Source organism: Arthrobacter sp. PvP023 (assembly GCF_017832975.1).
GTDB lineage: Bacteria > Actinomycetota > Actinomycetes > Actinomycetales > Micrococcaceae > Arthrobacter.
Genome location: NZ_JAFIBI010000001.1, coordinates 1,032,166 through 1,055,918, shown reverse-complemented (window position 1 = coordinate 1,055,918; position 23,753 = coordinate 1,032,166). Strand labels below are relative to the sequence as shown.

The 23,753-nt window shown below is 65.9% G+C and carries 25 protein-coding genes; 19 read left to right on the top strand and 6 right to left on the bottom strand.

Going from position 1 to position 23,753, the window contains the following annotated elements:
* Nucleotides 1–7: 7 nt before the first annotated feature.
* The 5 genes from hpaE to JOE31_RS04895 all read left to right on the top strand — a co-directional run bounded on the left by hpaE (nt 8) and on the right by JOE31_RS04895 (nt 6,522).
* Complete coding sequence (gene hpaE, locus JOE31_RS04915) at nt 8–1,519, top strand: 5-carboxymethyl-2-hydroxymuconate semialdehyde dehydrogenase (protein WP_209742407.1); 1,512 nt, start codon at nt 8–10, stop codon at nt 1,517–1,519.
* A gap of 50 nt (nt 1,520–1,569) precedes the next feature.
* A complete protein-coding gene (gene hpaD / locus JOE31_RS04910; protein WP_209742406.1) occupies nt 1,570–2,655 on the top strand; it encodes a 3,4-dihydroxyphenylacetate 2,3-dioxygenase in 1,086 nt (361 codons plus the stop codon).
* Nucleotides 2,656–2,657: 2 nt separating this feature from the next.
* The gene (gene hpaH, locus JOE31_RS04905; RefSeq protein WP_209742405.1) at nt 2,658–3,443 is read left to right on the top strand and encodes a 2-oxo-hept-4-ene-1,7-dioate hydratase; all 786 of its coding nucleotides are present in this window, start codon (nt 2,658–2,660) and stop codon (nt 3,441–3,443) included.
* Nucleotides 3,428–4,261 (top strand): HpcH/HpaI aldolase/citrate lyase family protein, encoded by an 834-nt coding sequence (locus tag JOE31_RS04900; RefSeq protein WP_209742404.1) that lies wholly within the window; start codon nt 3,428–3,430, stop codon nt 4,259–4,261. The genes hpaH and JOE31_RS04900 overlap by 16 nt, the downstream gene beginning before the upstream one ends.
* Before the next feature lie 95 nt (nt 4,262–4,356).
* Nucleotides 4,357–6,522, top strand: coding sequence for a transglycosylase domain-containing protein (locus tag JOE31_RS04895; protein ID WP_209742403.1), 2,166 nt, complete (start codon nt 4,357–4,359; stop codon nt 6,520–6,522).
* 37 nt (nt 6,523–6,559) lie between these two features.
* Here the strand turns inward: JOE31_RS04895 and JOE31_RS04890 are convergent, their stop codons facing one another.
* On the bottom strand, nt 6,560–7,294 hold the full coding sequence (locus JOE31_RS04890; protein WP_209742402.1) for a FadR/GntR family transcriptional regulator: 735 nt from the start codon (nt 7,292–7,294) through the stop codon (nt 6,560–6,562).
* A 191-nt stretch (nt 7,295–7,485) separates the two neighbouring features.
* On the opposite strand from JOE31_RS04890, the gene JOE31_RS04885 reads away from it, so the two are divergent.
* From JOE31_RS04885 to JOE31_RS04870, 4 genes are all read left to right on the top strand, one after another.
* Entirely contained in the window at nt 7,486–8,031 is a 546-nt protein-coding gene (locus tag JOE31_RS04885) for a gluconokinase (RefSeq protein ID WP_209742401.1), read from the top strand.
* A gap of 54 nt (nt 8,032–8,085) precedes the next feature.
* A complete protein-coding gene (locus tag JOE31_RS04880) occupies nt 8,086–9,489 on the top strand; it encodes a GntP family permease (protein ID WP_209742400.1) in 1,404 nt (467 codons plus the stop codon).
* A gap of 378 nt (nt 9,490–9,867) precedes the next feature.
* A complete protein-coding gene (locus tag JOE31_RS04875) occupies nt 9,868–11,181 on the top strand; it encodes an ammonium transporter (protein ID WP_307864370.1) in 1,314 nt (437 codons plus the stop codon).
* Between the two features lie 269 nt (nt 11,182–11,450).
* A complete protein-coding gene (locus tag JOE31_RS04870) occupies nt 11,451–11,735 on the top strand; it encodes a DUF1540 domain-containing protein (protein ID WP_011693356.1) in 285 nt (94 codons plus the stop codon).
* An 83-nt stretch (nt 11,736–11,818) separates the two neighbouring features.
* Here the strand turns inward: JOE31_RS04870 and JOE31_RS04865 are convergent, their stop codons facing one another.
* On the bottom strand, nt 11,819–12,190 hold the full coding sequence (locus JOE31_RS04865; RefSeq protein ID WP_209742398.1) for a hypothetical protein: 372 nt from the start codon (nt 12,188–12,190) through the stop codon (nt 11,819–11,821).
* Between the two features lie 165 nt (nt 12,191–12,355).
* Between JOE31_RS04865 and JOE31_RS04860 the strand changes: the two genes are divergently transcribed.
* Together JOE31_RS04860 and JOE31_RS04855 are read left to right on the top strand one after the other, a co-directional pair.
* Nucleotides 12,356–12,517 (top strand): hypothetical protein, encoded by a 162-nt coding sequence (locus JOE31_RS04860; RefSeq protein WP_209742397.1) that lies wholly within the window; start codon nt 12,356–12,358, stop codon nt 12,515–12,517.
* Between the two features lie 6 nt (nt 12,518–12,523).
* Complete coding sequence (locus JOE31_RS04855; RefSeq protein ID WP_209742396.1) at nt 12,524–12,838, top strand: DUF6221 family protein; 315 nt, start codon at nt 12,524–12,526, stop codon at nt 12,836–12,838.
* 16 nt (nt 12,839–12,854) lie between these two features.
* On the opposite strand, the gene JOE31_RS04850 is transcribed toward JOE31_RS04855, so the two are convergent.
* Nucleotides 12,855–13,613, bottom strand: coding sequence for a hypothetical protein (locus JOE31_RS04850; protein ID WP_209742395.1), 759 nt, complete (start codon nt 13,611–13,613; stop codon nt 12,855–12,857).
* A 156-nt stretch (nt 13,614–13,769) separates the two neighbouring features.
* On the opposite strand from JOE31_RS04850, the gene JOE31_RS04845 reads away from it, so the two are divergent.
* Entirely contained in the window at nt 13,770–14,411 is a 642-nt protein-coding gene (locus JOE31_RS04845) for an NADPH-dependent F420 reductase (RefSeq protein ID WP_209742394.1), read from the top strand.
* 32 nt (nt 14,412–14,443) lie between these two features.
* Here the strand turns inward: JOE31_RS04845 and JOE31_RS04840 are convergent, their stop codons facing one another.
* Entirely contained in the window at nt 14,444–15,049 is a 606-nt protein-coding gene (locus tag JOE31_RS04840; RefSeq protein WP_209748143.1) for a DUF1992 domain-containing protein, read from the bottom strand.
* A 325-nt stretch (nt 15,050–15,374) separates the two neighbouring features.
* Here JOE31_RS04840 and JOE31_RS04835 point away from each other — a divergent pair, with 325 nt between their 5' ends.
* Nucleotides 15,375–15,755, top strand: coding sequence for a hypothetical protein (locus tag JOE31_RS04835; RefSeq protein WP_209742393.1), 381 nt, complete (start codon nt 15,375–15,377; stop codon nt 15,753–15,755).
* Between the two features lie 33 nt (nt 15,756–15,788).
* Nucleotides 15,789–16,979 (top strand): winged helix DNA-binding domain-containing protein, encoded by a 1,191-nt coding sequence (locus JOE31_RS04830; protein WP_307864369.1) that lies wholly within the window; start codon nt 15,789–15,791, stop codon nt 16,977–16,979.
* A gap of 68 nt (nt 16,980–17,047) precedes the next feature.
* Here the strand turns inward: JOE31_RS04830 and JOE31_RS04825 are convergent, their stop codons facing one another.
* Nucleotides 17,048–17,734, bottom strand: a complete 687-nt coding sequence (locus tag JOE31_RS04825) for a DUF2848 domain-containing protein (protein ID WP_209742391.1) — start codon at nt 17,732–17,734, stop codon at nt 17,048–17,050.
* A 148-nt stretch (nt 17,735–17,882) separates the two neighbouring features.
* Between JOE31_RS04825 and JOE31_RS04820 the strand changes: the two genes are divergently transcribed.
* Nucleotides 17,883–19,274: an MFS transporter gene (locus tag JOE31_RS04820; RefSeq protein WP_209742390.1), complete on the top strand. Its 1,392-nt coding sequence runs from the start codon at nt 17,883–17,885 to the stop codon at nt 19,272–19,274.
* Between the two features lie 72 nt (nt 19,275–19,346).
* On the opposite strand, the gene JOE31_RS04815 is transcribed toward JOE31_RS04820, so the two are convergent.
* Nucleotides 19,347–20,003 carry a GntR family transcriptional regulator gene (locus JOE31_RS04815; protein WP_209742389.1) on the bottom strand — a complete coding sequence of 219 codons (657 nt, stop codon included), beginning with the start codon at nt 20,001–20,003 and terminating at the stop codon, nt 19,347–19,349.
* 32 nt (nt 20,004–20,035) lie between these two features.
* Here JOE31_RS04815 and JOE31_RS04810 point away from each other — a divergent pair, with 32 nt between their 5' ends.
* The 4 genes from JOE31_RS04810 (at nt 20,036) to JOE31_RS04795 (ending at nt 23,695) form a co-directional block, all read left to right on the top strand.
* Nucleotides 20,036–20,830 carry a carbon-nitrogen hydrolase family protein gene (locus JOE31_RS04810; RefSeq protein WP_209742388.1) on the top strand — a complete coding sequence of 265 codons (795 nt, stop codon included), beginning with the start codon at nt 20,036–20,038 and terminating at the stop codon, nt 20,828–20,830.
* Nucleotides 20,831–20,999: 169 nt separating this feature from the next.
* Nucleotides 21,000–21,251, top strand: a complete 252-nt coding sequence (locus JOE31_RS04805; protein ID WP_209742387.1) for a DUF2630 family protein — start codon at nt 21,000–21,002, stop codon at nt 21,249–21,251.
* Nucleotides 21,252–21,343: 92 nt separating this feature from the next.
* On the top strand, nt 21,344–22,072 hold the full coding sequence (locus JOE31_RS04800; RefSeq protein WP_209742386.1) for a FadR/GntR family transcriptional regulator: 729 nt from the start codon (nt 21,344–21,346) through the stop codon (nt 22,070–22,072).
* A gap of 207 nt (nt 22,073–22,279) precedes the next feature.
* Nucleotides 22,280–23,695 (top strand): aspartate ammonia-lyase, encoded by a 1,416-nt coding sequence (locus JOE31_RS04795; RefSeq protein ID WP_209742385.1) that lies wholly within the window; start codon nt 22,280–22,282, stop codon nt 23,693–23,695.
* Nucleotides 23,696–23,753 lie beyond the last annotated feature (58 nt).

Here is a 23,753-nt window from a genome sequence, read left to right as displayed (position 1 = left end):
AAAAACAATGACGTTCACTGCCGCAGAAACCACCCACTACGTACCGCAGGACCTTCCCACCCACATCCAGCACTACATCAACGGTGAATTCGTTGACTCCGTGGGCGGTAAGACCTTCGACGTCCTGGACCCGGTTTCCAACACCAACTACGCCACCGCCGCCGCCGGCCAGAAAGAGGACATTGACCTGGCCGTCGCCGCAGCCCGCGAAGCCTTCGTCAACGGCCCGTGGCCGAAGATGAAGCCGCGCGAACGCGCCCGCATCCTGAACAAGATCGCGGACGCCGTCGAAGCCCAGGAGGAGCGCCTCGCCGAACTCGAGACCTTCGACACCGGCCTCCCCATCACCCAGGCCAAAGGCCAGGCCCTCCGCGCGGCGGAGAATTTCCGTTTCTTTGCGGACCTGATCGTTGCCCAGTTCGACGACGCCATGAAGGTCCCGGGCTCGCAGATCAACTACGTGAACCGCAAGCCGATCGGCGTCGCCGGCCTCATCACCCCGTGGAACACCCCGTTCATGCTGGAGTCCTGGAAGCTCGCCCCGGCACTGGCCACCGGCAACACCGTGGTCCTCAAGCCGGCCGAATTCACTCCGCTGTCAGCATCGCTGTGGGCCACGATCTTCAAGGATGCAGGACTTCCCGACGGTGTGTTCAACCTGGTCAACGGCCTCGGCGAAGAAGCCGGCGACGCCCTGGTCAAGCACCCGGACGTGCCCCTGATTTCCTTCACCGGCGAGACCACCACCGGCCAGACGATCTTCCGCAACGCCGCCGCCAACCTCAAGGGCCTCTCCATGGAGCTCGGCGGCAAGTCCCCCTGCGTTGTGTTCGCCGACGCCGACCTCGACGCCGCGATCGATTCAGCCCTGTTCGGCGTCTTCTCCCTCAACGGCGAACGCTGCACCGCAGGCTCCCGCATCCTCGTCGAACGCGCCATCTACGACGAGTTCTGCGAAAAGTACGCCGCCCGCGCCAAGAACATCGTCGTCGGCGATCCCCATGACCCCAAGACCCAGGTGGGTGCCCTGGTCCACCCGGAGCACTTCGCCAAGGTGGCCTCCTACGTGGAGATCGGCAAGTCCGAAGGCCGGCTCCTAGCTGGCGGCGGCCGTCCCGAAGGCCTCCCGGAAGGCAACTACATCGCCCCCACCGTGTTCGCCGACGTCGCCCCGGACGCACGGATCTTCCAGGAGGAGATCTTCGGCCCCGTTGTCGCCATCACCCCGTTCGAGAACGACGACGAAGCCCTCGCCCTGGCGAACAACACCAAGTACGGCCTGGCGGCCTACATCTGGACGCAGAACCTCACCCGCGCGCACAACTTCTCGCAGAACGTCGAGGCCGGCATGGTGTGGCTGAACAGCCACAACGTCCGCGACCTCCGCACCCCGTTCGGCGGCGTCAAGGCCTCCGGCCTGGGCCACGAGGGCGGCTACCGCTCCATCGATTTCTACACCGACCAGCAGGCCGTACACATCACCCTCGGTACCGTCCACACCCCCAAATTCGGCGCCTAGTCCCGGCCCACCAAGACCACCAGGTCCCCTTTCAAAGAAGAGAGAAAACCATGAGCAACGTCATCCCCAAGCCCTCCGTTCCGGCTCCTGACATCGTCCGCTGCGCGTACATGGAGATCGTCGTCACGGACCTCGCCAAATCCCGCGAGTTCTACGTTGACCTCCTCGGCCTGCACGTCACCGAGGAGGACGAGAACAACATCTACCTGCGCTCCCTCGAGGAGTTCATCCACCACAACCTGGTGCTCCGCAAGGGACCCATCGCCGCCGTCGCAGCGTTCGCCTACCGGGTGAAGTCCCCCGCCGAGGTGGACGCCGCCGAAGCGTACTACAAGGAACTCGGCTGCCGGGTGGAGCGCCGCAAGGAAGGCTTCACCAAGGGCATCGGCGACTCCGTGCGGGTGGAGGACCCGCTGGGCTTCCCGTACGAATTCTTCTACGACGTGGAGCACGTGGAGCGCCTCACCCAGCGCTACGACCTCTACTCCGCCGGCGAACTGGTCCGGCTGGACCACTTCAACCAGGTCACCCCGGACGTTCCCCGCGGCCGCAAGTACCTCGAGGACCTCGGTTTCCGTGTCTCCGAGGACATCCAGGACTCCGACGGCGTCTCCTACGCCGTGTGGATGCACCGCAAGCAGACCGTCCACGACACCGCGCTGACCGGCGGCAACGGCCCGCGCATGCACCACGTCGCTTTCGCCACCCACGAGAAGCACAACATCATCCAGATCTGCGACAAGATGGGCGCCCTGCGCATCAGCGACCGGATCGAACGCGGCCCCGGCAGGCACGGCGTCTCCAACGCCTTCTACCTCTACATCCTGGACCCGGACGGGCACCGCATCGAGATCTACACCCAGGACTACTACACCGGCGATCCGGACAACCCCACCATCACCTGGGACGTCCACGACAACCAGCGCCGCGACTGGTGGGGCAACCCGGTAGTCCCCTCCTGGTACACCGAGGCCTCCCTTGTCCTGGACCTCGACGGCAACCCCCAGCCCGTCATCCAGCGCACCGACGCCTCGGAAATGGCCGTCACCGTGGGTGCCGACGGCTTCTCCTACACCCGCAAGGACGGCTCCCCCGAAGGTGACCGGACCGGCTTCAAGCTTGGAGCGCAGCTGTAGCCATGCTGGATGCCAAGACGATCGAAGCCATCGCGGACGAGCTGCTGGAAGCCGGCCGGAACCGGAAGCCGGTGCCGCGGCTGACGTCCCGCTACCCGGAGATGACGGTGGAGGACTCCTACGCCGTCCAGCAGCTCTGGCGGAACCGCAACGAGGACGCCGGCCGGAAACTCGTGGGCCGCAAGATCGGCCTCACCTCCAAGGCGATGCAGGCCGCCACCGGCATCACCGAACCGGACTACGGCGCCATTTTCGATGACATGGTCCTCGAAACCGGCTGCTCGGTGCAGTGGGACCGGTACACGCATCCGCGGGTGGAGGTGGAGCTGGCGTTCGTCCTGAAAGACGGGCTCAAAGGCCCCGGCTGCACCATCTTCGACGTCCTGAACGCCACCGACTACGTGGTTCCGGCCCTCGAGATCCTGGACTCCCGGATCGAAATGGAGGGCCGGACCATCGTGGACACCATCGCGGACAACGCCGCGATGGGCGCCATGGTGGTGGGCGGCCGTCCGGTGAAGCCCGACGCCGTGGACCTCCGCTGGATCTCGGCCATCCTCTACAAGAACCAGACCGTTGAAGAAACGGGCGTGGCGGCGGGGGTTCTGGACCACCCCGCCAACGGAGTGCACTGGCTGGCCAACAAGATCGCCGCCCACGGTGACGGCATGAAGGCCGGGGACATCATCCTGGCCGGCTCCTTCACCCGCCCGCTCTGGGTATACAAGGGCGACACCGTCCACGCCGACTACGGCCCCCTGGGGAGTGTCACATGCCGCTTCGAGTAGAACCGGACGCCACGTTCCGCGACGCCCTGGCCAATCACAACGGTAAAGCAGGCCGTCCGCTGACGGGCATGTGGGTCTGCTCCGGCAGCCCACTGGTGGCCGAGCTGTGCGCCGGCGCCGGCCTGGACTGGCTGCTGATCGACGCCGAGCACAGCCCCAACGGACTCGAATCCGTCCTCGCCCAACTGCAGGCCGTCCGCGGCTACCCCGTCCAGGCGATGGTCCGGCCGCCGGTCAATGACACCGTGCTGATCAAGCAGTACCTGGACCTCGGCGTTCAGAACCTGCTGGTCCCCATGGTGAACTCCGCCGCCGAAGCCGAAGCCGCGGTGGCCGCCACCCGCTACCCGCCGCACGGCGTCCGCGGTGTGGGCTCAGCCCTGGCCCGCGCCTCGCGCTGGAACCGCATCCCGGACTACCTCGCACGCGCCAGCGAAACCATCAGCGTCACCGTCCAGATCGAATCCGAAGCCGCCGTCGCGGCCGTGGAAAGCATCCTGGCGGTCGACGGCGTGGACGCCATCTTCCTGGGGCCCTCCGACCTCGCCGCCTCCATGGGCCTGCTGGGACAGCAGGAACACCCCGAGGTGCGTGCCGCCGTCGAACACTGCATTGCTGCCGCCAAGACGGCCGGCAAACCGGCCGGCGTGAACGCCTTCAACCCAGACACCGCCCGCAACTACCTCGCGGCCGGCGCCTCCTTTGTGCTGGTGGGCGCCGACGTCGCCATCCTGGCCCGCGGCTCCGAGGCACTCGCTGCCGAATTCATCCCTCCGGAGCCGGTGGTAAAGCCGCCCCAAACCCCGGCCAGCTATTGAGCGGCCCCCTTGCGGCGGTAGGGCAGTAGGACTCTGTCCGGCGGGCGGCGGCCCGGCGTAGCCTTGAAGCACTGGCACGCGTGATAGCTGGAAAAATGGCACCGAAGAAGCGATGGGGTTCCCGTCTGGCCGCAGCCTTGGGAAGGCTGATCGGATTTGTTGCCGTGAGCGCCGTCTGCGGGGTCCTGGCCGCCAGCCTGGTGGCACCCAGCGTCGCGGCGGCAGGGGTGACGATCAGCAATTCGATCACGTTCTTCAACAGCCTGCCGGGTGACCTCACGGTCGATCCTCCGTCGCAGGCCACCAAAATGGTGACCGCGGACGGCCAGCCCATCGCCTCCTTCTACGCGGAGAACCGGGTGCGGGTCACCCTCGAGCAGATGTCGCCGTTCATCAAGGACGCGATCGTCGCGATCGAGGACAGCCGCTTCTACGAACATGGCGGCGTTGACCCGCAGGGCATCCTCCGGGCGCTGACGTTCAACGTCACCCAGGGCGGCCGTCAGGGCGCGTCAACGCTGACCCAGCAGTACGTCACCAACGTCGTCAATGAATCGTTTCTTTCCGCGGATCAAGGCGAGCAGGTCATCCTCAGCGGCCAGAAGAGCGTTGGCGACAAGATTCGTGAGATGAAGCTGGCCATCGAACTGGAGAAGAAATACACCAAGGACCAAATCCTCGAAGGCTACCTGAACATCGTGTTCTTCAACCGGGACGCCTACGGAATCGAGGCCGCCGCCCGGCACTTCTTCAGCGCTTCCGCCAAGGACCTCACCTTGCCGCAGGCGGCGCTGCTGGCCGGGCTGGTGAACAGCCCCAGCTTTTACGACCCCGCCGTGCATCCGGAGAACTCCCTGCAACGCCGCAACCAGGTGTTGGGCAACATGCTGGAACAGGGGAAAATCACGCAGGCCGAGCACGACGCCGCTGCGGCCACCGGGGTGGAGCTGAAAATCACCCCGGGCCGGCAGGGCTGCGCAGCCGCCGTGACCGCACCGTACTTCTGCGACTACGTGTCCCACCTGATCCTCAACAACCCGGCCTACGGAGCGGACATCAACGACCGCGAGAGGCTGCTGTACCGCGGCGGCCTGACCATCGTCACCACGCTGGACAGCAGGCTGCAGGCCGCCGCCCAGGCCCAGGTGGACGCCACCGCAGGAGCGAATCCGGACAAATGGGGCGCTGCCCTGGTGACCATCCAGCCCGGGTCCGGCAGGATCCTGGCCATGGCGCAGAACACGGTCTTCCTTCCGGCGGAAGGGAAATTCGATACCCAACTGAACTTCAACGTCGATTCCAAGGACGCCAACGGCAATGACCTCAACGGGGCCGGCGGGTTCCAGCCCGGATCCACCATGAAGCCGTTTACCTTCGCGGAATGGCTGAACGAGGGCAAACCCCTGAACGCAGTGATCGATGCGTCCCGTCGGACCTATCCTCTCGGCTTCCCGTGGCGGTCCAGCTGTGGGAAGGTGCTGGGCGCCTACAACACGGCCCAGCGGGCCGAGGGCGCGGCCGACGATCTCCAGAACAACGACCCCGGCTACTACCGGCCCATGCCGGTCAACTACGGCCTGTACAACTCCATCAACACGGCAACTTTCGCCGAAGCCACGCAGCTGGACTTCTGCGGGATCCAGAAGATGGTGGATACCGTGGGCCTCCACAGCGGGCTGGACGGCGCCCAGATCAACATGCACCAGCTCGGCAACCTGCTGGGCGCCATCGGTGTGGCTCCGCTGCATCTGGCCAACGCCTTTGCCACGTTCGCCAATGACGGCCGCTACTGCGCGCCCATCGCCATAGCGGACGTGACTGACACGACGCAGCGCCACCTGCCGTCTGAGTCCTCCCAGTGCCGCAACGCCGTCAAGCCAGACGTGGCCCGCGGCGTCAACGCTGTGCTCCAGGACGTGCTGAAGATGGGATCCGGCGTCTACATCAACCCGAAGGTCCAGAGCAAGGTGCCGGTGGCGGCCAAGACGGGAACGTCGAACAACAACGGCGCCACCTGGGTGGCGGGCTACACCTCGGGCCTGGCCACGGCGTCCTTCTTTGGAGACACCCTGGAAGGCCAGCAACGGGCCGGCCAGAACGTCACCATCAACGGCAATTTCTACAAGTCCGTGGACGGCTACATGCTCGCCGGTCCGCAGTGGGCCAACTACATGATGCAGGTGGCCGGGCTGTATCCGGCCAATCCCTTCCCGCCGCCACCGCCGTCCATGAGCAACCCGACGCCGGCGCCCTCCCGCTAAGCCGGAACGCTCCCGCTAAGCCGGCGTCACGCCAGCGCTACGGCAGCCCCATCGCGGTGCGGACCTCATCGAGGATGTGGTGCATGGCGGCCTCCGCCGTGCCGGCATCGCCCCCGGCAACCGCCGCCGCCACGGCCTCGTGCGCCGCCAGCGCTTCAGGACGCGGCTTGAAGGGCATCAATCCTTGTTTGGTCCGGCTGGACAGGACTTCGGCCACCATGCCGTCCAGGGCCTTGAACATCTCGTTCCCGCTGCTGTGCAGGAGCAGGCTGTGGAAGGCGATGTCGGCTTTGAGGAATGCTTCCAGCTCGCCTGCTTCGCCAAGCCGCCGCAGTTCTGAAGCCAACGCCGTGAGCTGACGGCGTTCGGCTGCGCCGGCACGGCGCGCAGCACCCGCCGCGGCAATGGGTTCGACGGCGATCCGGAGTTCCGTGAGGCTGCTGTACTGCTCGGCCCGGCGGGTGGACGCGAGCCGCCACCGCACCAGCTTGGGATCAAAGACGTTCCAGAGTTCGGGGTCCTGCACCACGATGCCCACGCGCCGGCGGGAGTAGACCAGGTTCATCGATTCCAGGACGCGCATGGTGTCCCGGGCAAGGGTGCGGGAAATGTTGTATTGCTGCTGAAGGTCGTCCAGGGTCAGCCGGTGGCCCGGGGCCAGCTCACCCGAAACGATGGCTTCGCCGAGGGCATCCAGTACCCGCAGGTGCAGGGCCGGAACCGCCGCGTCACCGTCGGTTGCGCCCGCGTGGTCCTCTGTCGCCGTCGACATCTTTGTAGCCTCCCTCTGCGCCGTGGCGCCTGGCCTCCAGTTTAGGCCACAAATCGGCAAAGGTATGACCTGTGTTACAAAAAGATGCTACTAATACCGCCGAATGGTGCTATCTTATTTTCCTATCCAGCCTCACTTGCTGGCCTGAGCTTCATTCCGAAGCCAACGATGTCTTCTACGGAGGTAGAACAATGAAGTTTCCTGCCATGCATTTGGTAGTCATGGGTGTCGCCGGAGCCGGCAAGTCCACCATCGCCGGGGCCCTTTCCCAGGACCTCGGCTGGGACATGGCCGAGGCGGACCAGTTCCACCCCGAATCCAACATCGCCAAAATGAACGCCGGCACTCCGCTCCAGGATGAGGACCGCTGGCCCTGGCTGCAGTCCATCCGCGATTGGATGACCGCCCAGGCCGCGGAAGGCAAAAGCACCGTCCTGACCTGCTCCGCGCTCAAGCACAGCTACCGCCAGCTCCTCTCCGAGGCAGAAGGCACGGTGGTCTTCATCCACCTGGACGGTGATCCCGCCCTGCTCGGCGAGCGCATGCGCGGACGTGAGGGCCACTTCATGCCGGTGACACTGCTGCCCAGCCAGCTGGCCACCCTTGAGCCGCTGACGCCGGAGGAGCTCGCCGCCGGAAGCCTTCGGCTGGACATCACCCGCACACCTGAAGACCTGGTCCAGGCCATCAAGGCCGCCCTCCACCTGCCGGCGGGCAACGCTCCCTGCGCTTCCTGATCTCCCGCTCCCCCAAGCTCCACTCCCCCAACACATCTGTTTCAAAGGAGAACCATGACCATCGAAGGATGGACTCAAACCCTCGGCGCAGGCCCCCTGCTGCTGATTGCCGGCGCCGCGATCTTGGTGCTGCTGTTCCTCATCATCAAGCTGCGCATGCATGCGCTGCTCGCCCTGATCCTCATCAGCCTGGCCACCGCCTTCGCCACCGGCATCCCGGCGGACAAGGTGGTTCCGGTGCTGGTCAACGGATTCGGCAGCACCTTGGGCACTGTGGCCCTGCTGGTCGGCCTCGGCGCCATGCTCGGCCGCATCGTTGAAACCAGCGGCGGTGCCAAGGCGCTGGCTGACTACCTCATCAACCTCTTCGGCGAGAAGCGCGCCCCGTTCGCACTGGGCCTCGCCTCGCTGATCTTCGGCTTCCCCATCTTCTTCGACGCCGGCCTGGTGGTCATGCTGCCCGTGGTCTTCGCGGTGGCCCACCGGCTTGGTGGCGGCGTGCTGCGCTACGGCCTGCCGGCTGCAGGTGCCTTCTCCGTCATGCACATCTTCCTGCCCCCGCACCCGGGCCCGGTTTCCGCAGCAACCTTCTTCGACGCCAACATCGGGCTGGTCCTGATCGCCGGCCTCATCACCGCCATTCCCACTTGGTACGTCACCGCCTACCTGTTCGGCCTGTGGACCGGCAAGAAGCTGGTCCTCCCCGTCCCGGAACTTCTGGGCCACGCCGACACCGCCGCCGAGGAAAACCCGCCGCGCTTCCGCACGGTCGTGGGCGTCCTGCTCCTTCCGCTGGTCCTCATCTTCCTCAACACCGGCCTCAGCACCCTTGCTTCCTCTGGCGTCCTTCCGGCCTCGGCAAAGACCGAAGCCTGGTACCAGATCCTGCGCACCCTCGGTGAAACGCCGGTGGCACTGCTGATCGCGGTACTGGTGGCAATGTTCGTCCTGGGCAGGCTCCGCGGCTCCCGCGGGGCCACCTTGGAGAAGCTGCTCGAATCCTCCCTCGGCCCGGTCTGCTCCGTCATCCTGATCACCGGCGCCGGCGGCATGTTCGGCGGCGTGCTGCGCACCTCCGGGATCGGCACCGCCCTGGCCGGCGTCCTCGGCGACGTCGGCATCCCCCTGCTGCTGGCCGGCTTCCTGATCTCGGCCATCCTGCGTATCGCGCAGGGTTCCGCGACAGTGGCGTTGACCACCACCGCCGGGCTGATCGCTCCCGCGGTGGCCCTCGCGGGCATGAACGGCATGCAGGTGGCCGCCCTGGTCATCGCCGTGGCCGCCGGTTCCGTGGTGGTCTCGCATGTCAATGACTCCGGCTTCTGGCTGGTGGGCCGCTTCTTCGGCATGGACGTCAAGACCACCCTGAAGACCTGGACCGTCATGGAAACGCTGATCGGTGTCATGGGCTTCGCGATCGCTGCGGCCATCTTCGGCGTGGCCGGCCTGGCCGGTTAGCCGGCCGATTCATCCATCCGGGCCACCCCGGTAACGCAACAGAGAACGACGGCGGGACGTCCCGCCGTCGTTCTCGCTTTAACGCCGGCTCATCACCGGCCCCAGCGGTGCTCAACCGCCAATCCATGCGTGGTGAGCAGCCGGTCATCTCGCCGAAACGTGTCCCGCCAAAAGCATGCCGCCGCCCCATCCGGGCGCCTTCGTTAACATCCCCGAAACACAGCGGTCATGTGATCTTCACGCAAGGTCCGTTCCTGTAACTTTCCCGCAACGTAGCGCCCCATTATCGGAAACACGGAACGTGAACCATTGAGCGGGGGCGTGGCCCGGAATCACTCGAGGTCCCGTACGGAAGACTTGATGAGAAGGGACACGCAGGTGCAAATCACTGCGGAAAACGTCTGGGTGCTGGTGTCAACGGCCCTCGTGCTGATCATGACGCCCGGCCTCGGCCTCTTTTACGGCGGCATGACCCGGGCCAAGGCGGCGCTCAACATGATCATGATGAGCTTCATCTCGGCGGGCATCGTCGGCGTCATCTGGGTGCTGTGGGGCTACTCCATGAGCGGCGGTGAAGGCGTGCTGGGAATCTTCGGCAACCCGTTCGCCAACTTCGGACTCACCAACCTCATCGGCTCCCCGGACCTCATCAAGGCAGCCTACGCGGGCACGTTCGCCATGGTCACCGTCGCCCTCATCAGCGGCGCCATCGCCGACCGCGCCAAGTTCAGCTCCTGGGCGCTCTTTGTGCCCATCTGGGTCACCCTGGTGTACTGCCCGCTGGCCTACATGGTCTGGGGCGGCGGGCTGCTGGGCGCCAACGGAGCCATCACCGCCGTGTTCGGCCAGGTCATCGACTTCGCCGGCGGCACCGTGGTTGAAATCAGCTCCGGCGTCGCAGCACTCGTCCTGGCCGTCATCGTTGGCAAGCGCCAGGGCTTCGGCAAGGACCCCAACCACCGCCCTCACAACGTCCCCTTCATCATGCTCGGTGCCGCCATCCTCTGGTTCGGCTGGTTCGGCTTCAACGGCGGCGCAGCCACCACGGCAGAGCAGGCCGGCCTGATCTGGATCAACACGCTGGTGACCCCTGCCGCGGCCATGCTGAGCTGGCTGGTCACCGAAAAGATCCGCCACGGACACCCCACCTCGCTGGGCGCCGCCTCCGGCGTAGTGGCCGGCCTGGTGGCCATCACCCCATCCTGCGCCAACATCAGCCCGGTGGCCGCCATCGGCCTGGGCCTTGCGGCAGGCGCCCTCTGCGCCATCTTCGTGGACCTGAAGTACCGGTTCGGCCTTGACGACTCCCTCGATGTAGTGGGCGTGCACCTCGGCGGCGGCCTCATCGGAACCCTGGCACTTGGCTTCATTGCACTGCCGGTGGACGGCCAGGGCGGCGGACTCTTCTACGGCGGCGGACTACACCAGCTGGTGGCCCAGACGGTTGCCGTGCTGGTCACCGTACTGCTCTCCGGCCTGGTGACCACCGTACTCGGCCTCGCCATCCATAAGACGCTCGGCTTCCGGGTCAGCGAGGAAGCGGAAAACGTGGGCGTGGATCTGTCCGAGCACGCCGAGACCGCCTACGCATTCGGTGAACTGTCCCGCAGCCGCTTCAACCCGTTCCACCACCAGGCGCCTGCTCCGGCAGCCGCCCCGGCAGCGCAGAAAAAGGAAGACAGCCTGGTGTAGCTGCCTTCCCCGGGCGTGGTTCGTCGGATCCAGATTGAGGGGCCGGCGGCGGTTTGGGAAGGCCCCCCGGGCGTGCCGGGAGTCGTGCCGTCGGCCCTACCTCAATTCTAGGGAGCGGCGCGTTGCCGGACCATAGGCCGTTGTGCCCTAAGGGCCCGCAGCCCCCGCAATTAGGTCATGCGTTTGGGTCTTTTTGATCGGACCGAACAGGCCTACCGTGGACGCAGGGAGCCGCCCGCCCGGGCAGCCGAACCACGGAGGATCTTCCTATGACAACGCACGTCGCCGACTGCAGTGTTTCCAACTGTTCCTTCAATGACCATTCGCATTGCAACGCCGCCGCCATCACGGTGGGCGGGAGCGAAGACCACGCGTCATGCGCCACTTTCATCGACACCGGCATCCATGGCGGCCTGCCCAAAGTCCTGGCCGACGTCGGAGCCTGCCAGCGCTCGGAATGCGCCCATAACGACCACCTGATGTGCAAGGCACCCGAGGTCCGCGTGGGTCCCGGGGCGGACAACGCCGACTGCCTTACCTACGCGCACGCGTAGCGGCACTAACGGAACGCAAGAGGACGACGGCGGGACTTCCCGCCGTCGTCCTCTTGCGTTAACAGGCTGCCGGCGTCCAGCGGTCATTGGGCCGGCGCCTCAGGTTCGGATGTCTCCATCCAGTTCACCACGCTGCTGCCGCCGTGGGCCCGGCTGAGGGTCTCCTGGAGGGCGTCGGCCTCCTGTGCGGCGATGTCCAGCTCAGCCACCGCGGTCATCACGCCGCGGGCACTTTCATTGTGCGGGCGGGAGTAGTGCGTTCCGGCTGCCGCTGCCCGGTGCCAAGCAGCCAGTTCCCGGATGGCCTGGGCGATGGAGCCCTGGGTTTCCGTCAGGCTGCGGAGGATTTCGTGGCTGTCCGAGGGGGTGTCCAGGTTCCTGGTGGCACGGGCAAGGTACCGGGCCGCTTCCTGCATCTGCTGCGCTGCGCGCCGTGGTCCGTTCGTCTCTGACACTGTCCTGCTCCTTCGCTGGGCTGTCCTCCGATGGGACTTATTGTCCTCCACCCCGACGGTGCGGGCAGGGGCGGAAAGGTCCTTGACAGCCCCATGGCACCGGGAGCTAGATGATCAGTAGCGGGGATCCGGAAATCAGGAACAAAGCACAGCAAAGGAGCGGACATGAGCGAGAACCCACGCGCGTCGGAGCGTGTCCACAGTGAAGCTCCGGCCGAGGGCGACGAGAACGCTGATCCGAGGGACATCCGGGTGCATTCCCAGGACCCGGCCGAAGGCGCCGACGTCACAGGCGCCGACCTCACGGACGGGGCGCCCGGCGGCTGAACCGTTGTGGACATTGTCGAATTCCTGTCTGAGCGCATCAGGGAAGATGAGGCGGCAGCCCTAAAAATCCTCAGCGACCGCACGGTGTCCGAGTCAGCGAAATGGTACGAGCACCGGCTCTTGCTGGAGTGCGAGGCAAAGAAGAAGGTTATCCGGATCGTTGAGTCAGCCCGGCAGACCGCTCTGGCCACCATGGTCAGCGACCCGTTCGAGGAGGAATCCCGCTGGATTCCCGAGGCCATTGAATGGACCACGCGTTCGCTGAAGGCGCTGGCGCTGCCCTACGCCGATCACCCGGACTTCGAAGAGGACTGGCGGTGAAAGTGGAGTCGGCCGGCTAGCCCGCAGGCCGCAGCGAGGTGATCATCCGCCTGATGTCGCGGTACTCCGCGGTCTCCGTATAAATCTTGGCCTTCTCCAAGTACGGCAGGGAGGGATCCCCCGGCGTTTCATTGTTCGCCGGGTCGTAGAACGCCCCGAACATGGCGGCGTTCGGCGGCCAGGTGAAGAAGTGGAAGATGGCGCACGCGGAGTCCCCCGAGGCCAGCGGAGCGGACGTGATGCCGTAGCCCGCAGCGGGGGTATCTGCCGGTCCCGGTGCCGTTGCGGTTCCGCGGGTCTCATACACGAACCGGGGTGTGGACCCCTTCAGCGTCAGCGCCGGCAGATCCTGCGAGTCCAGGACGGCGTAGGGGAACCGATCCGTGCAGGTGGACCCCGTTGCCATGTTGGTCCGCAGCGTGGCCAACGTTTTCCCGGCGGGGTTGGTGATTTCGGCGTAGGCGCCGCCGCCCTCCGCCAGTTCGCCGGCCGGGTCCTTCACGCTCCACGAGGCGGGATGGTCGAAAATCAGCTGGCCGTCGGCCGTCGCGTAGCTGGTCCACGCCGCGGACGTCCCGGACCCGTCCGGGCTCTTCGTTTCGCCCGGGACTTGCGTCGATTCCGGCGGTGCGGTTGCCGTCACCGAGGCGGGCAGGTCGCTCGCGGTTCCGGCCGGCGTTTCCGGCGGTCCGGCCGGCTGGGCACAGCCGGCGAGCAGGGCGGCAATGAGGAAGGCGGCAGGGGAAAGGAGACGGGATCGTGTTCGCGGGTTCATGCCATCCTCCTTGGGCCAGGATCCGGTCCCTTCATTCTGGCGCTTCGCAGGTTCTTTTGAACCGCTGTTCACTCGATTGGCACCGAACCGATGCCGGGCATAACGATTTGTTGCACGCTGTGAAATATCCCCTGCCGGGTTGGTGTTGGCCCCGATATGACAACAATCGGAATCATCGGTGCAGGACACATTGGCAGCCAGATCGCCCGCAAGGCCGTGGAACTCGGCTACGAGGTAGTCATCAGCAATTCGCGCGGACCGGAAACGCTGACGGACCTCGTGGCGGAGCTGGGACCGCGGGCTACAGCGGCAACAGCGGCGGAGGCGGCCGCGGCAGGCGATTTCGCCGTCGTGACCGTGCCCCTCAAGAGTATCGGGGACGTTCCGGCGCAGCCGCTGGAAGGCAAGATCGTGATCGACACCAACAACTACTACTGGGAACGCGACGGCCGCTTCCCTGAGCTGGACAACGGCCAGGAGACAACGTCCGGGCTGCTGCAGAGGCACCTCCCCACGTCCAAGGTGGCCAAGGGGTTCAACCACATCATGGCCAGGGAAATCACGACTGACGGAACGCCGGCCGGCACGGAAGGCCGCCGGGCCCTTGCCACGGCCAGCGACTATCCCGAGGCTGCGGAACTCGTGACCCGGTTCTACGACGAGTTCGGCTTCGACTCCGTCAACGTCGGTCCCTTGTCCGAAAGCTGGCGCGTTGAGCGCGACCGCCCGGCGTATGTGGTGCGCCAGACCGCTGCCGAGCTCACGGAGAGCCTGGAGCGGGCTCCGCGCACCATCTGACGTTCACGCGTTACGGCCCTTGCGGCTGGACGTCAGGTTCCGCCGCTCCAGATCCGCCGCCACCACGAGCGCTTCACCTCAGGCTCCGGTGGCGGCGGCGCGGCTGCGGCAACGGCTGCACGACGTTCGCGCCAAAGCGCCACCTCGGCGTCAACGTCACGGGTCCTGGTGATGACGGGCGGCCCGCCCTGGAGCTGGCGGCGGGCGTCGATCACGCGCTTATTGAAGTCCTGCAGGATGTCGCGGACCTGCTTTTCCGAATACTGGGCATCGAGCCTGGCGTCGAGACCGGCGTCCTCGGTCCGCAGGAGAATGGCTTTCGGGCCCATGCCGGTGATGTTCTCGCGCTGGATGAGGCCCTTGACCCACCAGTCCGGATCGTAGCCTTCGCCAAGCCCCGGGATGGGTTTGCCGGCGTACTTCAGGTTGTCGAACTTCCCCTGGGCCATCGCGTCCCGGATCAGGTATTCAACCCTCCTGGCGTCATCGACTTTCCGGCGCTTTTCCCGTTCCTTTTCCTCGGCAGCGGCGAGCTCGGCCTCCTCCTGGGCCGACATTCCGGTTGCACGGACGGCGCGCAGCTCGGCGGCACGTTCCACCCGGCGCCTGAACGCACCCCCGCTGCCTTCGCTGGTCATGTCCACACCGCCCCGATCCTGAATAGCCTGCCTTCCAGTATTCAGAGGCCGTGTGGGAGTTTCAATAAGGCGGCTGCGGGACCGGGGCCGCGATCATTGGCGTGAGCCCCGGTCGATGGCGTCCTTGAGGGCGCGGGCCAGAGGCGCGGGCGGGCGGGACGTAGGATTCAAACAGCATCAGGAAACATGCCGGACGCGGCGTTTCACCAAGACCCATATCCGGGAGGGCCCGATGGACCAGCCAAGGCTTGCCATGAAGACAAGATGGACAAGCAACCGTGGCAGCGCGCTGCTTCCCGTGTCAAAGGCCAGACTGCGTGGCCGGTTGATTCTTCGCCTTCTCCTCGCTTTTCCGGCGGGATTGATCATCGCCGCCATTGTGATCGCCGCATTCGGGCTTGAGTCTTCAGCGGCGCGGACGGTCACGTTCTCGGGGCTGGCGCTCTCTTATGCCGCGTTCCTGTTCACCACCTGGCGCCTGGGAGTCAGGCGGCGGGCCGCCTTTGCAGCTGCCGGCGGCGATCCCCAGGCGGCCGGCGTGCTGCTGTTCGGGGTCATGAAGCCACGCAGCCGGGCCAATGGTTCCCGATCAGGCGACTCAGGCTTCAACGGCTACTTCGGCGACGGCGACAGCTCCCACGGCGGGGGCGACAGCGGCGGGGGCGACAGCGGCGGGGGCGACGGCGGCGGGGGCGGGGGCGACTGACGCGGCCATTGCGGGCGGCGATACTATGTGCCAGTGGCTGACAGGGTTTCGAAGGGCGACGTCATCGCGTTCCGCCTGGCCGCCCATCATCTCGACGAACGGTTGGGCGAAGGCGGTCTGCTGGACGCGGCCGGCAAGTGCGCGATTCAGAACAGCCCGCCCGGGTCGGCCCTCCTTGCCCTGCACGCCAGGGTGCGCAACCTGACGCAGGAACAGGTGGCCGACGCCATCGCCATGGAGAAGAGTCTGCTGCAGACCTGGTGCATGCGCGGATCACCGTTCTACTTCCCCGCCACGGACGCGCCGGTATTCACTACCGGAGTCCTACCGCCGACCGAGGAGGCGATGCGCCATCTGGTTGTCGGCGTGGAGCCGGCGTTGGACAAACTTGGCATGGGCCTGCGCGAGACGGTCGAGCTGGCCGCCGCCGAAATCCATGACGTGCTGTCCGGGCGCAGGCTCGCCATCAACGAGTTGGGCGTGGAGATCGCCACGCGGATTGCCCGCAGGCTGCCGAAGCGACAACGCGACGTCTGGGAGGAAGATGGTCCCTACGCCCCGGGGCAGCCGCTCGGTGAGGGTGTCGTGCATTTCTGCGTCCGTATCCTCGCGTTGCAGCGGGTGGTCTGCCTCGCGCCGCGCGTGGGGAACAAAGCACCGTTCGTCCTGGTCGACGAGTGGCTTGGCCATCCGATCCCGGACATCGACCCTGAACTCGCACGCGCCGAACTGCTGCGCCGCTACCTGCGCTGCTATGGACCGTCGACGCGCGGCGACTTCGCCTCGTGGGCGGGGATCCATCCCGGTGACGCCGGCTCCTGGTGGAACCTGGTCGGGGACGAGCTGACCCAGGTCGAATACGGCGGCACGTCCTGGATCCTCACCGGGGATCTCGACGCACTGCGGTCCGCACCGGCACCGAAGGGAGTGCGACTACTCCCGCCCGGCGACCCTTATGCGCAGATGCGCGACCGCGAAACGATCGTCGACAGGAAGTACCACCGGGAAGTGTGGAGGATGGTCGGCCAACCGGGAACGGTCCTCGCAGACGGCAAAATCACCGGCACATGGCGGTCACGCAAGAGCGGCCGGAAGCTGGTCCTCACCATCACGACGTTCGGCTCGTTGCCGGAACGGGACAGGGTGTCGCTACAGGGTGAGGCTGCGCAGGTCGCGACGCTGCGAGGCGCGTCGTCGGTGGACGTCGCGTTCGGCACCCACTGACCCTCCCGGCGCGGACGACGGCGGGACCTCCCGCCGTCGTCCGCTTTTGTCGGTTCCGGGGAGCCGAATCAGCCGATCGGCTCGGCCATCTGTTCCACCACATACTGGGCGTCCACGGAGGCGCCGGTCACCGGATCGGCCATCTCCACCTTCCAGCTGCGGGCGAACTGGTCCACGCCGTGGGTCATGGCCACCGTGCCCGAAATGAGGATGGTGCCGGGCTCATTGAGGCCGCGTTCAGTGAGGACGTCCAGCCAGTAATCGGGGCTCAGCAACGCGCCCAGCGAGCTGTCCTGGATGAGGGTGTCCGGCGTATCGCCCTCGCCCACCCAGCCCCTGAGCGAGATCTGGTCCAGGTGCTCCCGCACGTCGTCAAGGCGCCAGGCTTTGCGTCCCAGGACGTCAGGGCTGGCGTTCTTGCTCCAGGCAACGCCGTGGACCTCAAGCTCGCGGTCCGTGTGGTCGCAGGCCACCGTCAGCAGTACGCCGTCCTCGGTGATCACCAGCGCCCATTCGGCTTCCCCTGAAGTCCGGCCGTGCTGCACGCGGACTTCGGAAACCTGCTGGGCCAGGTAGGGCGACACGGGATAGAGCGCCGGTGTGGTTGCGGGGCCGGGAACTCCCAGCTCGGCCAACTCGGCGATGTGGGCCTGTACTTCTTCCTGTTCCCGCCCTGCGTAGCCGGCGTTCAGGAGGTGCTTGACCTCGACTTTTCGGGTGGTGCCGTCGGGAAGTTCGAAGCTCAGAGTCGTCATGTTCTGTCCATCCTTTGCGTGTCCTGCTCGAGAAATTTACAAACCGGAAACCGGAAACGATCGCCAATGTACATCCAGTATGCGTAATGTATACATTTAACGCCAGCGTGACAGGCGTCACCGTAAACATCTCGTGGAGGACAACACCATGGCCAACGTCCCAGTTCAGGCTTCCGGCGCAGCGCCGCGCCCGGGCAAGCCGATGCATCCGAAGGGCCTGTACAAGGCCTTTGCCGCAAGCCTTACCGGTACCGCACTCGAGTGGTACGACTTCGCTGTCTACTCAGCCGCAGCCGCCGTCGTATTCCCCATCGTCTTCTTCCCGTCATCCGATCCCCTCACCGGCACCATCCTGGCGTTCTCCACCTACGCGGTGGGCTACGTTTCCCGCCCCGTGGGCGGCATCATTTTCGGCCGGCTCGGCGACCGGATCGGCCGCAAGAAGGTCCTGGTCACCACCCTCATGATCATCGGCGTGGCCACCGTACTGATCGGCGTGCTCCCCGGGTACGGCAGCATCGGCATCACCGCCCCGATCATCCTGGTGCTGCTGCGCTTCGCCCAAGGCGTGGGCGTAGGCGGCGAATGGGGCGGGGCCGTACTACTCTCCAGTGAATACGGAGATCCCCACCGGCGCGGCTTCTGGGCATCCGCAGCCCAGGTGGGCCCGCCCGCAGGCAACCTCATGGCGAACGGCGCACTGGCAGTCCTCACCCTCACCCTGACCGAAGAGCAGTTCATCAGCTTTGGCTGGCGGATCGCCTTCCTGGTCTCGGCCCTGCTGGTCGGATTCGGCCTCTGGATTCGTCTGAAGCTGGAAGACACCCCGATCTTCAAGGCCATCGAGGCCCACGGCGAACAGCCCAACGCCCCGGTCCGGGAGGTCTTCAGCAAGGAACTCCGGCCGCTCATTGCCGCCACCCTGTGCCGGGTTGGCCCGGACGTTCTCTATGCCCTGTTCACTGTTTTCACCCTTACCTACGGCATCCAGGCCCTGGGCTACGAGCGCAGCCAGGTCCTGACCGCCGTCCTGATCGGCTCCGCATTCCAGCTGTTCATGATCCCGCTGGCCGGCGCCGTATCGGACCGCTTCAACCGCCGCCTGGTGTACGGCACGGCAGCCGTGCTGGGCGCCGTCTGGACGTTCATCTTCTTCGGCATCCTCGGCGGAGACAATGAGCCGATGCTGATCGCGGGAATCGTCCTGGGCCTCATGGCACACTCCTTTATGTACGGGCCGCAGGCCGCCTTCATTGTGGAACAGTTCTCCCCCAGGCTCCGCTCCACCGGCAGCTCGCTGGCCTACACCTTCGCAGGCGTGATCGGCGGCGCCATCGCACCGCTGATGTTCACGCTGCTGCTGTCCCAGTTCGGCACCTGGATTCCGGTGGCCATCTATGTGGCCGTTGCCGCCGCCGTCACGGCAGTGGGCCTGGCGCTCGGCCGGGATTCCAACACCGTGGAGGACGAGGACTACCGCCTGCTGCTCGAAGGATCGGCAGCAGTGCGCCAGGAGTCCGCCGTCGCGGAATCCCGCTGACGGTCCAGAGTTTTTGTCCACATCATGGGTTCAAATAGCCTTGCAAGTCGCGTTATGTGGACAAAAACTCCCTCAGGTGCGGAGCAGGATGTCCCGGGTCACGGCCAGGTGATGGTCAATGGCTTCCTGCGCCTTCGCCGCGTCGCCGGACACCAGGGCATCGAGGATGTCCTGGTGTTCGGCACACACCTGCTCGCGCCGGCCTCCGGTACGGAACAGCGCGGACACACCCACCAGGATCTGCCGGACGTGGAGCTTGCTGTAGGTCCGGGAAATGAGCTCATTTCCGGCGGCGTCAATGAGCTGCTGGTGGAACAGGGTGTCCAGCCGGATGAACTCCCGGGCAGCCTCCGGGTTCAGGTCCTCGGGAAGGGCCGCCTGCTGGTCCAGGGTGTCCTGCATCGTCCGGGCGGGGACGCGCTTCTGTTCGATGACCAGGCGCGCGGCATGGCTTTCCAGCACTCCGCGGAGTTCCATCAGTTCGGACATTTCACGGCCGGTCACCGGTGGGACGTACGCTCCGCGCTGCGGAATCAGTTCCACCAGGCCGTCCGAGACGAGCAGCAGGAGCGCTTCCCGCACCGGAGTGCGCGAGACCCCGATCTCGGCGGCAAGCTCCTGCTCATTAAGGAACTTCCCCTGGACTTCGGGATCGATCAGGATATTTTCGCGCAGGTACGCGTACGCCTTCTCGCGGCCGGACGCCGCTGTCCCCGAACTTTTTCGCATACATCATGTATACAACAGACTGGAGTAATTTCATGCGTTTAGCAGTGGCCCAAATCATCACGGGAGCCGATCCGGCAGCCAACCTGGAGGTGATTCGAGAATACGCCACCCAGGCCAAAGCCGCCGGAGCCGAGCTGGTGGTGTTTCCCGAAGCGGCGATGCGCGCCTTCGGCAACAGCCTGGCGGACATCGCCGAGCCGCTGGACGGACCGTGGGCCAATGCCGTCCGGGCCATTGCCGGCGACCTGGATATCGCCGTCGTCGCCGGCATGTTTACCCCCGGGGACGATGGCAGGGTGCGCAACACCCTCCTGGTCACCGGCCCGGGGATCGATACTTCCTACGACAAGATCCACCTCTTTGACGCATTTGGTTTCGCCGAGTCCGATTCGGTGGACGCCGGCACGTCGCCGGTGACGTTCGAACTCAACGGCACGGTGATCGGCCTTGCCACCTGTTACGACGTGCGCTTCCCCGCGCTCTTTGCGGCCAACGCGCGGGCCGGGGCCCAGGTCAATATCGTCTGTGCCTCGTGGGGCGCCGGCGAAGGCAAGGTGGAACAGTGGGACCTGCTGGTGCGGGCCCGCGCCGTGGACAGCACCACCTTCGTGGTGGCATGCGGCCAGGGCAATCCCGCCAGCATCGGGCTGCCCGACGCAGGCACCGCGCCCACCGGCATCGGCCGCAGCGCCGTGGTGTCACCGCTCGGCACTCCCCTAGTCACCTTGGGCGCGGAGCCTGAGCTGGCCGTGGTGGACATCGACCCCGCCGTCATCACCGACGTCCGCGCAAAACTGCCGGTCCTCGCCAACGCGCGGAGCCTTTAGCGGGCAGTACGGAAGCAGACACGACGGAAGCGGACGACGGCGGGACCTCCCGCCGTCGTCCGCTTCCGATGCTTTCGGCCGCCAGGGCCGCCGGTCCGGCAAGCTGATCTGGTCACGCACCGCGGGCGACACTACGCTGGCTGGTACCCCCTCCAGGAAGAAGGACACCGTGGACGAACAGGACATCCTGCACCGCATCCAAAGCCTCGTTGAAGAGGAACGCGATCTTCGTGAAAAAGCGGAGTCCGCCGCGCCCGGCGCCGAGCACACCCCGGACCGTACACGGCTCCAGCGCATCGAAGAGGACCTGGACCAGTGCTGGGACCTGCTGCGCCAGCGGCGGGCCAAGATGCAGTACGGCGAGAATCCGGATGAGGCCGAGGTACGGCCGGTCAAGCAGGTGGAGGACTACCGCGGCTGATTCGGCGTTCCTTGCGGGCGCCGAGCCACCTCCGACATCGCAACATTCAGGAGTCCTTTGACAGGTTCTGTGACAAGTGCCATAGTCGTCATATGAACCTGTTGGACAGCTGGACAGCTGCGCAAGACCGAGTGGTGCGCGTCGGCGCGGCCGAGGCTGTATTCGCGTCCCTCCGCAGCGCCATCGAGGGCGGCAGGATTCCGGTCGGCACCCGTCTCGACTCCGAAGCCTCGCTCGCCAAGCAGTACGGTGTGAGCCGGACGATGGTCAGGGAGGCGCTGCGTTCATGCACCGCCCTGGGATTGACCGCCACGCACACAGGCAAGGGCACCTTCGTCATCGCTGACAAAGTGGCCCAGGACCTCAAGCTCGGCAAGTATTCAGCCAGCGCCCTGGTGGAAGCCCGCCCCCACGTCGAAGTGCCTGCCGCTGGCCTGGCAGCCCAGCGCCGCAGCGCCGAAGATGTGGAGGCTCTTCGGGAAATCCTTCGGGAAATGTCCGAGGAGGATGATCTGCAGCAGTGGGTGCTGTTGAACACCGAGTTTCATGTGACCATCGCCCGGTGCAGCGGTAACGGCGTGTTTGAATCATTCCTCTCGGACATCTGCGATGCCATGGCGAACCAGTCCAACACGCTCAACCTCGTGGCTGACCGGCGCAAGGAATCCGGCGAAGAGCACGCGCGCATTTTCGCTGCCATCGAGAGCGGATCAGCCGAGGAAGCATCCCAGGCCATGAGGATGCATCTGCACGGGGTGGAATGCGCCCTGGGCACCATCGTCCCCGGAAGAGAGAATTCCACGTCCGGCCATACGCGCTAAACCCCAAGCCCCGAATGTCACCCAGCGTCCCCTGATCTGCCCCACCCGCCGCAATCCCGCGTGCCTCCCTGCCGTGGCACACCCATGCCTCCTGCTGGCTGCGCGTTCCTTCAGCCTGCCCCGGCCCAAGCTCTTTGCCCCACAAATTTCCCACAGTCCAAGAATTTCCACGTCCAAACCCGTCAACGAAGCCCCGCGAGGACCCCCATGACTCTTCCCCTTACTGCCCCGAAAACCCGTTCCGAGCATGATCTCCTGGGTGACCGGGACGTTCCCGCCGCCGCGTACTGGGGTGTGCACACGCTCCGGGCCGTGGAGAACTTCCCCATCACCGGCCAGCCGCTCTCCTCCAACATGCACCTGGTCCGCGGACTCGCCGCCGTGAAACTCGCCGCCGCCCGCACCAACCACGAACTCGGCCTCCTCGACGCCGAACGCGCCGACGCCATCGAAGCCGCCTGCACCGACGTCATGAACGGCAAACTCAACGACCAGTTCGTCGTGGACGTCATCCAGGGCGGCGCCGGAACCTCCTCGAACATGAACGCCAACGAGGTCATCGCCAACCGCGCCCTGGAAATCCTCGGACACCCCAAAGGCGACTACACCCGCCTGCACCCGAACGACCACGTCAACCTCTCCCAGTCCACCAACGACGTCTACCCCACCGCAGTGAAACTCGGCACCATCTTCGCCGCCCGGGAACTCCTGGACGCCCTGGCCGAACTCGAAGAAGCCTGCGCCGCCAAAGCCCTGGAATTCCGCACAATCGTCAAAATGGGCCGCACCCAGCTCCAGGACGCCGTCCCCATGACCCTCGGCCAGGAATTCGGCACCTACGCCGTCACCATCGGCGAAGACCGGCTCCGCCTCGCCGAAGCAGACCTGCTCATCCACGAAATCAACCTCGGCGCCACCGCCATCGGCACCGGCCTGAACGCACCCGCCGGCTACGCCGAAGCCGCCTGCCGCCACCTCGCCGACATCACCGGCCTGCCCCTGGTCACCGCACCGGACCTCATCGAAGCCACCCAGGACGTCGGCGCCTTCGTCCACCTCTCCGGCGTCCTCAAACGCGTCGCCGTGAAACTCTCCAAAATCTGCAACGACCTCCGCCTGCTCTCCTCCGGCCCCCGCGCCGGACTCGGCGAAATCAACCTCCCCGCCGTCCAATCCGGATCCTCCATCATGCCCGGCAAGATCAACCCGGTCATCCCCGAAGTCGTCTCCCAGGTCGCCTACGAAGTCATCGGCAACGACGTCACCATCACCATGGCCGCCGAAGCCGGACAACTCCAGCTCAACGCCTTCGAACCCATCATCGTCCACAGCCTCCACAAGAGCATCTCCCACCTCGAAGCCGCCTGCCGCACCCTCACCGCACGCTGCATCCGGGGCATCACCGCCAACACCGACCACCTCCGCCTCACCGTCGAACAATCCATCGGCCTCGTCACCGCCCTGAACCCCCACCTCGGCTACACCACCGCAACCGCCATCGCCCAGGAAGCCCTCGCCACCGGCAAAGGCGTCGCCGAACTCGTCCTCGAACACAACCTGCTCACCGCCGAGCAACTCGAAGACCTCCTCAGCCCCCAACGCCTGGCCAACCTCAGCAAGTAGCGCCCACCCACCCGAACCACACCCAGCCCGACCACGGGAGCAGGGGCACACCGCCGTG